At 68.3% G+C, this 14859-nt stretch carries 16 protein-coding genes; 11 read left to right on the top strand and 5 right to left on the bottom strand.

The genetic code is table 11. The features are described 5' to 3' along the window. Positions 1–81 precede the first annotated feature (81 nt). Entirely contained in the window at positions 82–1341 is a 1260-nt protein-coding gene (locus K883_RS21075) for an alpha-hydroxy acid oxidase (protein ID WP_020822579.1), read from the bottom strand. A 19-nt stretch (positions 1342–1360) separates the two neighbouring features. Here K883_RS21075 and K883_RS21070 point away from each other — a divergent pair, with 19 nt between their 5' ends. After that, complete coding sequence (locus tag K883_RS21070) at positions 1361–1798, top strand: DUF1810 domain-containing protein (RefSeq protein ID WP_008256888.1); 438 nt, start codon at positions 1361–1363, stop codon at positions 1796–1798. Here the strand turns inward: K883_RS21070 and K883_RS21065 are convergent. From K883_RS21065 to K883_RS21055, 3 genes are read right to left on the bottom strand one after another with little or no spacing between them, the layout of a single operon-like run. Next, positions 1795–3123 (bottom strand): alpha-amylase family glycosyl hydrolase, encoded by a 1329-nt coding sequence (locus tag K883_RS21065; RefSeq protein ID WP_020822577.1) that lies wholly within the window; start codon positions 3121–3123, stop codon positions 1795–1797. The genes K883_RS21070 and K883_RS21065 overlap by 4 nt on opposite strands. A 10-nt stretch (positions 3124–3133) precedes the next feature. After that, entirely contained in the window at positions 3134–3670 is a 537-nt protein-coding gene (locus K883_RS21060) for an alkyl hydroperoxide reductase (protein ID WP_008256885.1), read from the bottom strand. A gap of 38 nt (positions 3671–3708) precedes the next feature. Continuing rightward, on the bottom strand, positions 3709–4296 hold the full coding sequence (locus K883_RS21055; RefSeq protein WP_008256883.1) for a peroxiredoxin: 588 nt from the start codon (positions 4294–4296) through the stop codon (positions 3709–3711). A 101-nt stretch (positions 4297–4397) separates the two neighbouring features. Here K883_RS21055 and K883_RS21050 point away from each other — a divergent pair, with 101 nt between their 5' ends. The 4 genes from K883_RS21050 to K883_RS21035 are packed head-to-tail and all read left to right on the top strand — an operon-like array spanning position 4398 to position 7292. Then, positions 4398–5333 carry a hydrogen peroxide-inducible genes activator gene (locus K883_RS21050; RefSeq protein ID WP_008256880.1) on the top strand — a complete coding sequence of 312 codons (936 nt, stop codon included), beginning with the start codon at positions 4398–4400 and terminating at the stop codon, positions 5331–5333. Between the two features lie 36 nt (positions 5334–5369). After that, a complete protein-coding gene (locus tag K883_RS21045; protein ID WP_008256878.1) occupies positions 5370–6071 on the top strand; it encodes an EthD domain-containing protein in 702 nt (233 codons plus the stop codon). Between the two features lie 9 nt (positions 6072–6080). Further along, the gene (locus K883_RS21040) at positions 6081–6524 is read left to right on the top strand and encodes a TIGR03618 family F420-dependent PPOX class oxidoreductase (protein ID WP_008256876.1); all 444 of its coding nucleotides are present in this window, start codon (positions 6081–6083) and stop codon (positions 6522–6524) included. A gap of 18 nt (positions 6525–6542) precedes the next feature. Further along, positions 6543–7292 (top strand): enoyl-CoA hydratase/isomerase family protein, encoded by a 750-nt coding sequence (locus tag K883_RS21035; RefSeq protein ID WP_008256875.1) that lies wholly within the window; start codon positions 6543–6545, stop codon positions 7290–7292. 15 nt (positions 7293–7307) lie between these two features. Here the strand turns inward: K883_RS21035 and K883_RS21030 are convergent, their stop codons facing one another. Continuing rightward, a complete protein-coding gene (locus K883_RS21030) occupies positions 7308–7493 on the bottom strand; it encodes a (2Fe-2S)-binding protein (RefSeq protein WP_008256874.1) in 186 nt (61 codons plus the stop codon). A 339-nt stretch (positions 7494–7832) separates the two neighbouring features. On the opposite strand from K883_RS21030, the gene bfr reads away from it, so the two are divergent. The 6 genes from bfr (at position 7833) to K883_RS21000 (ending at position 14510) form a co-directional block, all read left to right on the top strand. Further along, a complete protein-coding gene (gene bfr / locus K883_RS21025) occupies positions 7833–8312 on the top strand; it encodes a bacterioferritin (RefSeq protein WP_008256872.1) in 480 nt (159 codons plus the stop codon). Positions 8313–8349: 37 nt separating this feature from the next. Then, on the top strand, positions 8350–10422 hold the full coding sequence (locus K883_RS21020; protein WP_170320565.1) for an MDR family MFS transporter: 2073 nt from the start codon (positions 8350–8352) through the stop codon (positions 10420–10422). A gap of 65 nt (positions 10423–10487) precedes the next feature. Next, complete coding sequence (locus tag K883_RS21015; protein ID WP_008256869.1) at positions 10488–10982, top strand: carboxymuconolactone decarboxylase family protein; 495 nt, start codon at positions 10488–10490, stop codon at positions 10980–10982. Between the two features lie 110 nt (positions 10983–11092). Beyond that, entirely contained in the window at positions 11093–11974 is an 882-nt protein-coding gene (locus tag K883_RS21010) for a TIGR03854 family LLM class F420-dependent oxidoreductase (RefSeq protein ID WP_008256868.1), read from the top strand. 57 nt (positions 11975–12031) lie between these two features. Beyond that, positions 12032–13384, top strand: coding sequence for a type I glutamate--ammonia ligase (locus K883_RS21005; RefSeq protein WP_008256867.1), 1353 nt, complete (start codon positions 12032–12034; stop codon positions 13382–13384). Positions 13385–13394: 10 nt separating this feature from the next. Further along, on the top strand, positions 13395–14510 hold the full coding sequence (locus K883_RS21000) for an amidohydrolase family protein (RefSeq protein WP_008256866.1): 1116 nt from the start codon (positions 13395–13397) through the stop codon (positions 14508–14510). The last annotated feature ends 349 nt before the right edge of the window (positions 14511–14859 follow it).

The raw sequence follows: 14859 nt of genomic DNA, 5'->3' as shown, positions 1-14859 counted from the left end.
AAGTTGAGTCTGATGCGCTTAACCCAGCCGGGCGCCGGTTTGTTCCCGCGCGTCCCGGCCATCGCGGGGGTGCGGCCGGCCTCACACCGGCGGCACGGGCCCTAGGCGCCGCAGCTGCGTGACGTGCTGCGGCGATAGCTCCTCGAGGCACGTGACGCCGAGCAGGCGCATCGTGCGGATCACGCCCTCGGCGAGGATGTCGATCGCGCGGCTCACCCCCGCCGCACCGCCGGCCATCAGGCCGTAGAGGTAGGCCCGACCGACCAGCGTGCACCGGGCGCCCAGCGCGATCGCCGCGACGATGTCGGCGCCCGACATGATGCCGGTGTCCACCAGGATCTCGGTGTGCTGACCCAGGTCGCGCGCCACTGTCGGCAGCAGGTGAAACGGCACCGGGGCCCGATCCAGTTGGCGCCCACCGTGATTGGACAACACGATCCCGTCGACACCGCGGTCGACGACCGCGCGGGCATCGTCAAGCGTCTGAATCCCTTTGACGACGAGCTTGCCCGGCCACTGCTCCTTGATCCACTCCAGGTCATCGAAGGTCAGGCTGGGATCGAACATCGTGCTCAGGTATTCGGCGACCGTGCCGGGCCAGCGGTCCAGCGACGCGAACGCCAGGGGTTCGGTGGTCAACAGGTCGAACCACCACTTCGGGTGGGGCACCGCGTCCAACACGGTGCGCAGCGTCAGCGTGGGCGGGATCGTCATGCCGTTGCGGTTGTCGCGCAGCCGTGCGCCGGAGACCGGGACGTCGACGGTGGCCAGCAGGGTATCGAAGCCGGCCTCGGCGGCGCGTCTGACCAGCTCCATCGAGCGTTCGCGGTCCCGCCACATGTAGAGCTGAAACCACTTTCGGCCTCGGGGCACGGCCGTGACGAGATCCTCGATCGCGCAGGTACCCAGCGTGGACAGCGAAAACGGGATCCCCGCCCTGGCCGCCGCCTGCGCGCCGGCGATCTCGCCCTCGGTGTGCATCAGCCTGGTGAATCCGGTCGGCGCGATCCCGAACGGCAGCACGACCGGCTGGCCTAGCACATCCCACCCCGCGGACACTTGGGAGACGTCGCGCAGGATCGTCGGATGAAATTCGATGTCGCGGAAGGCTTGTCGGGCGCGTTCGATGGACAGCTCGTCTTCGGCCGCGCCATCGGTGTAGTCGAACGCGGCCTTCGGGGTGCGCCGCTTGGCGATGCGCCGCAGGTCTTCGATGGTGTAGGCGGCGTCGAGCCGCCGCTTGGTCGCGTTCAGCTCGGGCCGCTTGAACTGCATGAGCGGGGCGAGATCGCGCACTTTGGGTACTCGTCGGCGAACGGCCTTCCGTCTTTCGAGTTCCATAATGTGCAACCGTAGTCAGGTGACACGTGCAGGCGACCCGTTCGATCTCCAGCGTTTCGTGGACGCGCAGGAGCCGGTGTACGGCGACGTCCTCGACGAGCTGCGGGCCGGACGAAAGCGCAGCCACTGGATGTGGTTCGTCTTCCCCCAACTGCGCGGCCTGGGCGGCAGCCCGACCGCGGTCCATTACGGCATCTCCTCGCTGGACGAGGCGCGGGCGTACCTGCGTCATGAGCTGCTGGGGCCGCGGCTGCGCGAGTGCGCCCGACTGGTCACCGCGGTGCAGGGGCGCTCGATCGGGCAGATCTTCGGCTCGCCGGACGACCTCAAACTGTGCTCGTCGATGACCCTGTTCGCCCACGCCACCAAGGACGACGAGGACTTCGTCGCGGTGCTCGACAAGTACTACGGCGGCCGGTACGACGAGCCGACGCTGGACCGGCTGACCGGGCCCTAGACCGAGCTTAGGATCCGCCAACCGTGCGGCTCGACCGTAACTGCGTCGACGACCTCCGGCGGCGGGGCCGCCGATCCGCCGATGACCTGCGCGCGCCCCGTGCCCAGCTCCGGCAGCGACACGTGCAGCGGTTCGTCGTCGATGTTGAGTACCACCAGCAAGGCGTCGTCGCCGTTGCGCGCCTCGTAGACGTAGTGCCGGTTTTCCAGCCGTAACGCGGTGGTGGACGCCGCGTGCAGCCAGGGGTGGCGCCGTCGCAGCCCGACCAGGTACTGGTGCAGCCCCCAGGTCTGGACGCCGAAGTCATCCAGTTGCAGTGGGGGAGAGCCGAATTCGGGGCGCACGGCGTCGTCGCCGCCGAACCGTTCTTCCTTGACGCCGCGGAACCCGAGCTCGTCGCCGGCGTAGACGCTCGGCACCCCGCCGATGGTGAGCAGCAGCACCAGCGCGTGGGCCACATGCGCGGGGTTGTCCAGCTGGCTGGCGATGCGGGTGACGTCGTGATTGCCGATGAAGGTCAGCGGCGCGAAGCGGCTCAGAAAGTCGTTGTGGCGCTGCAGCGCCCAGTCCAGCTCGAAGAAATTGCCGTCGTTGAGGCTGCTCCAGATCGCCTTCCACAGCTCGTATTGGGTGGCCGAGTCGAAGGTGGCGGCCTCGACGACCGCGGCGTAGTCGCCGTGGATGAGTTCGCCGACGAACCAGGCATCCGGATAGCGCTCGCGCACCCGGGGCAGGGTCGAGGCCCAGAAGTGTTGTGGCACGGCATAAGCCGCGTCGAGGCGCCAGCCGTCGGCGCCGCGGCCCAACCAGTGCGCCATCACCTCGACGGTGTAGTCGGCGACGGCGGGGTTGTCGTGGTTGAGGGTGATCAGCCCGTCGTGGCCTTCGAACGTGTGAAAGCGCCCGGGACGTCCGCGGAACCAGCGCGCGGCGGCGTCGTCCTCGGCCGCCTCGCGGTGGCGCGGAAAATCCACGCCGACGTGGTTGAACACGCCGTCGAGCAGGACGCGCAGGCCGCGTCGGTGCGCCTCGGCGAGGAGGTGGTCGAAATCGGCGTCGTCGCCGAGCCGGGGATCGATGCGGTAGTGGTCGGTGGTGTCGTAACCGTGTGTGCGCGAGGCGAAGATCGGGCCCAGCGCGATGCCGGACGCCCCGAGTTCGATGGCGTGGTCCAACCAGTCGACGAGCCGCCGCAACCGGTGTTGATGCGGTTGCGGCGGCTCGTTTGACTGCGGTACGGGGAACGCGCCCACGAACCCCAGCGGGTAGACCTGCCACCAGATGGCGTGCTGGACCCAGTCGGGTCCGGACACGGCGCTGGTCACGACGGCGCGATCAGCCGACGGTCGCCAGCGTCTGGGAAGCGACGATCGCTTGGGCCACGCCGGAAACGATCGCCGCGGCCTTCAGCGCCTCCTGGATGGTTTCGCGGCTGACACCGGCCTCGCGCAGCGTGTGCTCGTGGGCCGCCACGCAATCCGGGCATCCGTTGATCGACGACACTGCGAAGCACCACAGCTCGAAGTTCGCCTTTTCCACACCGGGATTGGCGATGATGTTCATCCGCAATCCCGCGCGCAGGTCGTCGTACTTGCCGTCGAGGAAGCCCCGGCCACGGTAGAACACGTTGTTCATGGCCATGACCGATGCGGCTCCCAGCGCCGCGTTGTACGCCTCGGCGGACAGAATGTCGGCCGCCTCCGCGCCAATCTCGCTGAGCACCTGCGTATTCCGGGTCGCCGCGGCGCTCGCCAACAGCGTGCCCCACAGCTGCTCCTCGTTGAGCTCGGTCGTGCGGGTGATCGAGCCCAGGTTGAGCTTGAGGTCCTTGGCGTACTCCGGCAGCGCTTCCTTGAGGTTCTCTACGCTCATCTCGCCTCCTGTTCAGACCCTACGGGATCAGCCCCGGATCAGGCCGACTGCTTGAGCAGCTCGGTGGCGTCGAGCGTCGGGTCGCCCTTGCGCCAGTTGCACGCGCACAGCTCGTCGGACTGCAGCGCGTCCAGCACGCGCAGCACTTCCTCGACGTTGCGGCCCACCGAACCCGCGGTGACCGAGACGAACTGGATCTCGTTGTTGGGGTCGACGAGGAAGGTCGCCCGGTCGGCCACGCCGTCGGCGTTGAGCACGCCGGTGGCCAGGCTCAGCTCCCGCTTGATGTCCGAGAGCATCGGGAAGGGCAGCTTTTTGAGGTCCTCGTGCTGCGCACGCCAATTGAAGTGGACGAACTCGCTGTCGATCGACACACCCAGAACCTGCGCGTCGCGGTCGGCGAATTCGTCGTTGAGCTTGCCGAAGGCGGCAATCTCGGTCGGGCACACGAAGGTGAAGTCCTTCGGCCAGAAGAACACCACGCGCCATTTGCCGGCGTGGTCCTCGTTGGTGATGGTGGTGAAGTAGTCGCCGGGCTGCTTGGCGTCGACCTTGGACAGATCGCCCGCGATCAACGCGGTGAGCTCGTAGGCGGGGAACTGGTCGCCGATGGTCAGCAGAGGCATATCGCTCCTTATCTGGATTTACTCAAGATTAGCTTTCTTCCACCATGTTGCCGCGTACCCTGGTTGAAGTAAAGGTGATATTTCCCACTACACTTATAGGTATGACCGATAAGAGTTATCAGCCCACGATCGCCGGCCTGCGCGCCTTCGTGGCGGTGGCCGAGAAGCATCAATTCAGTGGTGCCGCAACGGCTCTCGGCGTCAGCCAGTCGACGTTGTCGCAGGCGCTCTCGGCGCTGGAGGCGGGCCTGGGCACCCGTCTCGTCGAGCGCTCGACACGGCGTGTCTTCTTGACACCCCAGGGTACGGAGCTGTTGCCGCGCGCCCAGGCCGTCGTCGAGGCGACCGACGCCTTCACCGCCGCCGCGGCGGGCGCCTCGGATCCGTTGCGGGTCGGCATGAGGCTGGGCCTGATTCCCACGGTGGCGCCCTACGTGCTGCCGACCGTGCTGGCCGGCGTGGCCGAGCAGCTTCCGGGGCTGGCCCTGCGGGTGACCGAAGACCAGACCGAGCGGTTGTTGGCGGTCTTGCGCGAAGGGGCATTGGATGCGGCATTGATCGCCCTGCCCGCCGAGGGCGCCGGGGTCAGCGCGATCCCCATCTACGACGAGGATTTCGTCCTCGCCCTGCCCCCCGGCCATCCGCTGGCGGGCAAGCGCCGGGTTCCGGCGACGGCGCTGGCCGACCTGCCGCTGCTCCTGCTGGACGAGGGGCACTGCCTGCGCGATCAGGCGCTGGATGTCTGCCACAAGGCCGGGGTCCGGGCGGAGCTGGCCAACACGCGGGCGGCCTCACTGGCGACTGCGGTGCAATGCGTGACGGGCGGGTTGGGCGTCACGCTGATTCCGCAGAGCGCGGTGCCCGTCGAGGCCTCGAGAAGCCGCCTGGGCCTGGCGCAGTTCGCGGCGCCGCGCCCGGGCCGGCGAATCGGCTTGGTCTACCGCTCGTCGAGCGGGCGCGACGAGTCCTACCGTCAGCTGGCCGGGCTCATCGGGAAGCTGATCAGCAGCCAGCATCAGGTGCGCCTGGTGAAGTAGGCCTATCCGGCGGGCCCGCACCGGTAGGTTCGGCCTATGGAAAAGGTAATCGCGGTGCTCATGCGCGCCGACTCCGACGACGATTGGTGCGCCCGGCAGCGGGGGCCGGTCGCCGATGCGCTGCTGGAGCTGGGTGTGCCCGGATTGTCGGTCAACGTCCGCGACGACGCCGTGCGCCAGTCGTTGATGACGCTCACGACGCTGGACCCACCGGTCGCCGCGGTGGTGAGCATGTGGACCCAGCAGTGCTACGGCGAGCAGATGACGTCCGCGCTCGAGCTGCTGGCAAAGGAGTGTGAGCAGCTCGCCGCGTACCTGGTGACGGAATCGGTCCCGCTGAGCGCGCCCGCCGTCGAGTCCGGTTCCCGCACACCGGGTTTGGCCAACATTGCGTTGCTGCGCCGGCCCGCGGGCATGGACCAGGCGACGTGGCTGACCCGTTGGCAACGCGACCATACACCGGTAGCCATCGAGACACAGTCGACGTTTGGCTACACCCAGAATTGGGTGGTGCGCGCGCTCACCGAAGACGCGCCGGGAATCGCCGGCATCGTCGAGGAGTTGTTCCCTGCGGAGGCGATCACCGATCTTCGGGCGTTTTTCGGAGCCGCCGACGACAACGATCTCCAACACCGGTTAGGACGAATGGTGGCCAGCACGACGGCCTTTGGCGCCAACGAGAACATCGACACCGTGCCGACGAGCCGCTACGTCATCAGCACGCCGTTCACGCACTGAGGACACCGAATGACGACACTGCGCGACGCCGTGGCATTGGCCGCGGCGGAAAACGGATTGGCGGTGGTATCGACCGTCCGGGCTGACGGGACCGTGCAGGCGTCACTGGTCAACGTGGGCCTGTTGTCGCACCCGGCGAATGGTCAACCGGTGCTGGGGTTTACCACCTACGGAAAAGTCAAGCTGGCCAACCTGCGGGCCCGGCCGCAGTTGGCCATCACCTTCCGTAACGGGTGGCAGTGGGCGACGGTCGAGGGGCGCGCGGAGCTGGTCGGCCCCGACGACACCCAGCCGTGGCTGACCGATCCCGATCGGTTGCGAGTGCTGCTGCGCGACGTGTTCGTTGCGGCGGGCGGTACCCACGACAACTGGGACGAGTACGACCGCGTGATGGCTTCCGAGGGGCGCGCCGTGGTGCTGATCGCCCCGACCCGCGTCTACAGCAACGGCTAGCCTCGCTACGCTGCGGGGGTGACGCTGCAGATCGATGACGACAAGCGGGTGCGCACCCTCACGCTGAACCGCCCGGAGGCGCTCAACGCCTTCAACGAAGCCCTCTATGACGCCACCGCCGAGGCGCTGCTGGCCGCCGCCGACGATCCCGAGGTGGCCGTGGTCCTGCTGACCGGAGCGGGTCGCGGGTTCAGCGCCGGGACCGACCTCGGTGAGATGCAGGCGCGCATCACCGACCCCGGCTTCACCCCGGGCAAGCATGGCTTCATCGGACTTATCAACGCGCTCAGCGCCTTTCCCAAGCCGCTGATCTGCGCGGTGAACGGTGTCGGGGTGGGGATCGGCGCCACGATTCTGGGCTATGCCGATCTGGCGTTCATGTCGTCGACGGCCCGGTTGAAGTGCCCGTTCACCAGCCTGGGCGTAGCCCCGGAAGCGGCGTCGTCCTATCTGCTGCCGCAGCTGGTGGGCCGGCAGAACGCCGCGTGGCTGTTGATGTCGTCGGAATGGATCGACGCCGACGAGGCGTTGCGGATGGGCCTCGTCTGGCGGGTGTGCCAACCGGACGAGCTGATGCCGCAGACTCGCCACCACGCCGAAATACTTGCCTCCCGGCCGATTTCGAGCTTGATGGCCGTCAAACACACGATGATGGAGCCGGTCCGCCCTGAGATCACGGCGGCCACCGCGCGGGAAAACGCGCACTTCGCCGAGCTCATGGGCGCGCAGGCCAACGCCGCGGCGCTGGCGGATTTCAATAAGGGCTGAAACGGCGTTCCGGCGTCAGGCCGACGGCGCTGTCTCTAACTTCGCCGCGTCGGCGAGGATCGCGCGCAGGGTGCGCCGGCAGCGACCGCAGTCACCGCCCGCCCCGCATGCCGCGGCGATTTCCTTGGAGGTCGACGCGCCCTGCGCGACGACGTCGCACACGGTCTGGCTGGTCGCCCCGACGCACAGACACACGTACATCAGCGCACCTCCCGCATGTGGGCGTCCCCTTCGTCGACGGGTCGTTCGAGCGACCCGATTTCGGTCCCGCGCCTGGCCTCCCGGGGACTCGGGGCCCCGGCCGGAGGTGCGAAACCAACAAGCCGCATATTAGTAGAGTCTAACCTAACCTGCTTAGTGCAGTCTAACCTAACAACCGGGTGCTTAGACTAGCTCGACAACGCACTGAGTGCAGCCAAACCTTGCTAGAACATTTGCGGCGGCCGTGGCAAAGTGCTGCTACAGGCCGGGTTTGTGCGCTCCAGCCCAGCGCACGGATCGCGGCCGAACATGCCAGCAGCAGACACCGTAGGAGTGAAAATGCAAGGGGATCCGGAAGTTTTGCGTCTGCTCAACGAGCAGTTGACCAGCGAGCTCACCGCGATCAACCAATACTTCCTGCACTCCAAGATGCAGGACAACTGGGGTTTCACCGAGTTAGCTGAGCACACCCGCGCGGAGTCCTTCGACGAGATGCGACACGCCGAGGCGATCACCGACCGCATCCTGTTGCTCGACGGGTTGCCGAACTACCAGCGCCTCTTCTCGCTGCGCATCGGCCAGACCTTGCGCGAGCAATTCGAGGCCGACCTCGCCATCGAATACGAGGTGATGGACCGCCTCAAGCCGGCCATCGTCTTATGCCGGGACAAGCAGGATTCCACCACCGCCACGCTGTTCGAGGACATCGTCGCCGACGAGGAAAAGCACATCGACTACCTCGAGACGCAGCTGGAGTTGATGGACAAGCTGGGCGTGGAGCTGTACTCGGCGCAGTGCGTCTCGCGGCCACCCAGCTGACGCGGGCGGCGGGCAAGGTAGGTAACGTCGGGCCGGCATGACGAGCCCGAGAGCAGCGGTGACCCAGGCGACCCCGGCGGCGAATTCCGCGCCCAGCGGCGAGCTGATCAGCCCGCAACGGCGCAACCTGATCTTCGTCGCGATCGTCCTGGGGATGCTGCTCGCGGCGTTGGACCAGACCATCGTCGCCACCGCGCTGCCGACGATCGTCGCCAACCTGGGCGACGCCGGCCATCAGTCCTGGGTCGTCACCAGCTATCTGCTCGCATCGACCGTCGTCACCGCGCTGGCCGGCAAACTCGGGGACTCCTACGGGCGCAAGCGGGTATTCCAGGCGGCGATCGTCTTCTTCGTCGTCGGATCGGCGTTGTGCGGGCTGTCCCAGTCGATGGCCATGCTGGTGGGAGCGCGTGCGCTGCAAGGGATCGGCGGCGGCGCCATCACCGTCACCGCCAGCGCGCTCATCGGCGAGGTCGTCCCGCTGCGGGAAAGGGGCCGGTACCAGGGCATCCTCGGGGCGGTCTTCGGCGTCACGACGGTCATCGGGCCGTTGCTGGGCGGCTACTTCACCGACTACCTGACCTGGCGGTGGGCGTTCTGGGTCAACGTGCCGATCTCGGTGGTCGTGATTTTCGTTGCCGCCGCGGCGATTCCAGCGCTGGGCGCGTCCGCCAAGCCGATCATCGACTACTCCGGAATAGTATTTGTCGGCCTGGGCGCGGCGGGCCTGACGCTGGCCACCAGCTGGGGCGGGACGCTGTACGCGTGGGGGTCGCCGACGATCATCGGCTTGTTCGTCGGCGCCGCGGTGGCGCTGGGTGTTTTCGTGGTGGTGGAACGTCGCGCCGCCGAGCCGATCCTGCCCATCCGGTTGTTCGCCAGTCCGGTGTTCGCCGTGTGCTGCGTGCTGTCCTTCGTCGTAGGTTTTGCGATGCTGGGCGCGCTGACGTTCCTGCCGACCTATATGCAGTACGTCAACGGGGTCTCGGCGACGACCTCGGGTCTGCGCACGCTGCCCATGGTGGTCGGGATGCTGATCACCTCGACCGGCAGCGGAACCCTGGTCGGCCGCACCGGCCGCTACAAGGTTTTCCCGGTGACCGGCACCGCGCTGATGGCGCTGGCGTTTTTGCTGATGTCGCGGATGGAGCCGTCGACGTCCGCCCTGATCCAGTCGCTGTACCTGGTCATCCTGGGGGCCGGGATCGGATTGTCCATGCAGGTGCTGGTTCTCATCGTGCAGAACACGTCGAATTTCGAAGACCTCGGCGTCGCCACCTCGGGGGTGACGTTCTTTCGCACCATCGGAAGTTCTTTCGGGGCGGCGATATTCGGCTCGCTGTTCGTGAACTTCCTCGACCGCCGCATCGGTCCGGCCCTGGCGGCCAGCGGCGCGCCGCCCGACGCGGTCAGCTCTCCCGGGGCCCTGCACCGGCAGCCGCACGATGTGGCCGCGCCCATCGTCGCGGCCTACGCCGATTCGCTGACCGAGGTTTTCTTATGGGCGGCGCCGGTGGCCGTGGTCGGTTTCGTGCTGGCGCTGTTCCTGCGCGAGGTCCCGCTGCGGGATATCCACGACAGCACAGTCGATCTCGGCGACGCGTTCGGCATGCCGACCTCCGAGACGCCGGACCAGATGCTGGAGAGCGGGATCGCACGGATGTTGCGCGGCGAAACCGGCATGCGGTTGCGCAGCATCGCCATGCGGCCCGATTGCCGGCTCGACGTGGCCGGGCTGTGGGGGGTCCTGCGCATCAATCGCTACACGCAGATGTACGGGACCGCCCGTCTCACCGACATGGCCGACTATCACCGGATACCGTTCGAGGTTCTCGAGCCCACCTTCACGCGCCTGGCCGCCGGCGGTTACGCGCGAAGCGACGGCGAACAACTGTCGCTCACCCCGGCCGGGGCCCAGCAAGTCGGCTACGTGCACTCGCTGCTGGTGGCCTGGCTCGTGGACAAGCTCGCCCGGTCGCCGGGCTTCGAGGGCCGCCCGGACCGCCGCGCGGTGCAGGCCGCGCTCGAACGCGTCGCGCATCGGGTTCTCGCCCAACGTGATTGGCATGAGGAGACGCCAACCGCGGCGATCGGCCCGGCCGCCCGCTAGCCGGTGGCTACTCCCGTTTGCGGACAACCGCGACCCGGGTCCTTAGGCGGGCGTACCATCACGCCATGAGCCGAATCGGAGCATTTGCTGACGACGACCTGGCCGGCTGGTTTGTGAAGTCTCCGGACATCGGCGGCGCGCTCGGCGCCTTCAGCCAGGCAGTCTACACCAAGAACCGGTTGCCGTTGCGCACGCGCGAATTGGCGCGCGCCGTGATCGCTCACCGCAACGAATGCGTCGTCTGCGTCAACACCCGCGACGAGGACGGACCCGCCGCGGGTGTCGACGAGGAGCTGTACGACCACGTCCACGAATGGCGCACGTGGCCCGGCTACAGCGACCAGGAGCGGCTGGCGGCCGAGTTCGCCGACCGCTTCGCCACCGACCACACCGGCCTGCGCGACGACGAAGACTTCTGGACGCGCTGCGCCGAACACTTCTCCGACGAGCTGCTGGCCGACCTGGCGCTGTCCTGCGCGCTGTGGGTGGGTATGGGCCGGGTGTTGCGGACCCTCGACATCGGCCAGGCCTGCAAGCTCACCATTCCCAGCCGCGCATAGCCGTTTGCGCCCTCCGAACTCCGGGCGGCGGGCGATGACGCGCGCCGCGGGCACAAAACGGGGCGCCGCGGCGTTGCGCGACGGGTGATACCACGCAGGAGGAGGCTCGGGTGAAGGTTCGCTTCGGCGTCGGGCTGGGCGCGGACACCGCCCCACACCAGCTGGCCGCCATCGTCGATCACCTCGAGGCGAACGGCGTGGATTCGTTGTGGTTTTCCGAGCTGGTGTACTCACCGGCCGTCGATCCGACGGTCGGGATGGCGTACGCGCTCGCCCGGACGAGCCGGCTGAAGGTGGGCACCTCGGTGGCGGTGCTACCGGGCCGGCATCCGGTGCTGGTGGCCAAGCAGCTCGCGTCGCTGGCGGCCGTCGCCCCGAAGCGGGTCCTTCCGGTGTTCGGCTTGCGATCGGCGATACCGGCCGAGCGCGAGGTGTTCGTGGTTCCCGACGGTCAGCGGGCGGCGGTCTTCGACGAGTCGCTACGGGTACTGCGCGCGGCCCTGGAAGGGGATTCGGCCACGTTCACCGGCCAATACTTCACCGTCGCCGGCGCGGCGATCGCCCCGAAACCGGTGCCGCCGCTGGACATCTGGTTGGGCGGCTCGGCGCCCGCCGCGTTTCGGCGTATCGGGGAGCTCGGCGACGGCTGGCTGGGCAGCTTCCTCACCCCGGCGGAGGCCAGGACCGGACGCGAGGCGATCGAACGGGCCGCGGAGCGGGCCGGCCGGCACATCGAACCCGACCACTTCGGCATCTCGCTGGCCGTCACCGAGGGCGAGCTGCCCGCGGAATTGGCCGCGGCGGTCCGCAAGCGCCGGCCGGACCTCGACCCCGGTGAGCTGATCGCCGCCGGGTGGGATCAGCTGCACCGCCAACTGGACGCGTACCTGGAGGCAGGGTTGACGAAATTCGTCATCCGTCCCGCCGGCCGGGCCCCCGTGGACGGATTCCTCGATCGCTTCGTCTCCGAACTCGTCGGCCGCCAGAACTGACCGGCCACGCGGGACGATTACCCGGCCGGACCACCACGAGGCTGCAGAATGACTGCCATGACCGGCACACCGCTTGCCGCCGCGGCAATTGCCCAGCTGGAGGGCGAGGGCGTCGACACGGTCATCGGCACCGTCGTCAATTCCGCCGGGCTCACCCTGGCCAAGGCCGTTCCGATCCGCCAGACGAACACCTTCGCCGATCCCGGCCTGGGCGCCAGCCCCTCCTGGCACGCGTTCGCCATCGACCAGACCGGCATCGCCTTCACCGCCGACGTCGGCGTGGTGGGGGACCAACGCCTCCGGATCGACCTGTCCGCGTTGCGCATCGTGGGCGACGGCCTGGCGTGGGCGCCCGCCGCGTTTTTCTCCCAGGACGGCACGCCGGTCCCCACGTGCGGCCGGGGAACGCTGCGACGCATCGAAACGGCGCTCGACGACGCCGGCCTCGAGGCGGCCGTCGGCCACGAAATCGAATTCCTGTTGGTCGCGCCGGACGGCGGCCCGTTGCCGTCGGCGGTGTGGGCCCCCTACGGCCTCGCCGGCGTGCTGGAGCGTGAAGCGTTCATCCGGGAGGTGATCGGGTCGGCGACGGGAGCCGGCGTCGCGATCGAACAATTCCACCCCGAGTATGGCGCCAACCAGTTCGAGATCTCGCTGCCGCCGCAACCGCCGGTCGCCGCCGCCGATCAGCTGATACTGATGCGGCTCATCATCGGCCGCGCGGCGCGCCGCCACGGCCTGCGCATCAGCTTGTCACCCGCCCCCTTCGCCGGTGCCGTCGGATCCGGTGCGCACCAACATTTTTCGCTGACGACGCCGGAAGGTCCGCTGTTCTGCGACGGCGCGGCCGCCGCGGGCATGACGCCGGCGGGGGAGAGCGCGGTGGCGGGCGTGGTTCGGGGCCTGCCGGAAGCCCAGGGCGTGCTGTGCGGATCGGTCGTCTCGGGTCTGCGGATGCGGCCCGGCAATTGGGCCGGCGCCTACGCCTGCTGGGGCACCGAAAACCGCGAGGCCGCAGTGCGATTCGTCACCGGCGGACCCGCCAGCCCGCGCGGCGGAAACGTCGAGGTCAAGATCGTCGACCCGTCGGCCAATCCGTACCTGGCATCGGCGGCCATCCTGGGGCTCGCGCTGGACGGCATCAAATCCGGGGCCCCGCTGCCGCCGGAGATCACGGTCGACCCGGCGGCCCGCTCCGATGCCGACCGCGCGCGTGACGGCGTGGTGCGCCTGACCGATTCGCAGGCCGAGGCGATTGCGGCGCTGGACGCTTCGGAGCGCATGCGGTGCATCCTGGGCGATCCGGCGGTCGACATGGTGGTCGCGGTTCGCCGACTGGAACACGAACGCTACGGCGATCTGGGCCCCGAGCAGCTGGCGGACCGATTCCGCATGGCCTGGAGCCTGTGACGGGCCGGTGATGAGCGCCGACACCCGCGATCTGGCCGAGCACATCGGCGTCGTGCCGCTGATCGATCAGCACGTCCACGGTTGTTGGTTGGCGGCCGGCGACCGACGGCGATTCGAGAACGCCCTCAACGAGGCCAACACCGAGCCCATCGCCGATTCGGGTTTCGACTCCCAACTCGGGTTCGCCGTGCGCGCGCACTGCGCCCCCGCCCTCGGCCTGCCCGAGCACGTCGACCCGCAGGCCTATTGGGACCGTCGTCGCCAGTTCGCCGAAGACGAACTGGCGCGGGTGTTCCTATCGGCCGCCGGCGTCGGGGACTGGCTGGTGGACACCGGGATCGGCGGGGGCGGGGTCGCCGGCGTCGGGCAGATCGCCCGGTTGTCGGGCGGCCGTGCGCACGAAATCGTGCGTCTCGAGGAGGTGGCCGAACAGGCCGCCCAAGCCGCGGGTGACTATGCGGCGGCGTTCGAGGAGATCCTGCATCGGCGCGCGGCCGACGCCGTGGGCACCAAATCGATCCTGGCCTACCGGGGCGGTTTCGAGGGTGACCTCAGCGAGCCGTCGACGGCGGAGGTCGCCGAGGCCGCCGACCGGTGGCGCGAGCGCGGCGGGACGCGATTGCGGGACCGGATCCTGCTGCGGTTCGGGTTGCATCAGGCGTTGCGACTCGGCAAGCCATTGCAATTCCACGTCGGATTCGGCGATCGGGACTGCGACCTGCACAAGGCCAATCCGCTCCTGCTGCTTGACTTTCTGCGCCGGTCGGCCGACGTCCCGATCGTGCTGTTGCACTGTTACCCCTACGAGCGTGAGGCCGGTTATCTGGCGCAGGCGTTCAACAACGTCTACCTCGACGGCGGACTGAGCGTGAACCACTTGGGGGCGCGGTCGCCGGCATTCCTTGCGCGGCTGCTGGAGCTGGCGCCCTTTTCCAAGATCCTCTACTCGTCAGACGGTTTCGGTCCCGCGGAACTGCATTTCCTCGGGGCGGTCCTGTGGCGCCGGGGCCTGCACCGGGTGCTACGCGAATTCGTCGACCGCGGCGACTGGAGCGAGGCCGACGCCATCCGGGTGGTCGATCTCATCGCCCGCGAGAACGCCCGCAGGATCTACGACCTCGCGTAGCCCGGTCATCGGCCGCGAAAGCGCGGCCACGACATTTTTCACAAATTCCGATGTAACCCGCCGCCGGGGCGCATAGGCTTCGGGAGACGAATCGGGCAACGTCACCAAACTGAGGCAACAAGGAGGTTTGGGCACATGTTGTCCCGCGCTGCGTTCGTCGACGCAGCCATCGTTACCCTCGCCGCTTCGGCGCCTCCGCCCTACGCGTCACGCAGTGGGGGTCGCCACACCACCAGTTCTGGTGACTACGTGTCGTATCCGCACCAGGGCGGGTTGTAGCAAAGCCCTATCGCCGTTGTGCCGAGGGAGTGCCGGAATGGTCTATGAGGGGTGGCCATGCCGGCATTCC

The sequence above is a fragment of the Mycobacterium sp. TKK-01-0059 genome (assembly GCF_000709305.1).
Taxonomy (GTDB): domain Bacteria; phylum Actinomycetota; class Actinomycetes; order Mycobacteriales; family Mycobacteriaceae; genus Mycobacterium; species Mycobacterium intracellulare.
The sequence above is the reverse complement of the archived record's forward strand: the minus strand, read 5'-3'. Positions and strand labels throughout refer to the sequence as shown.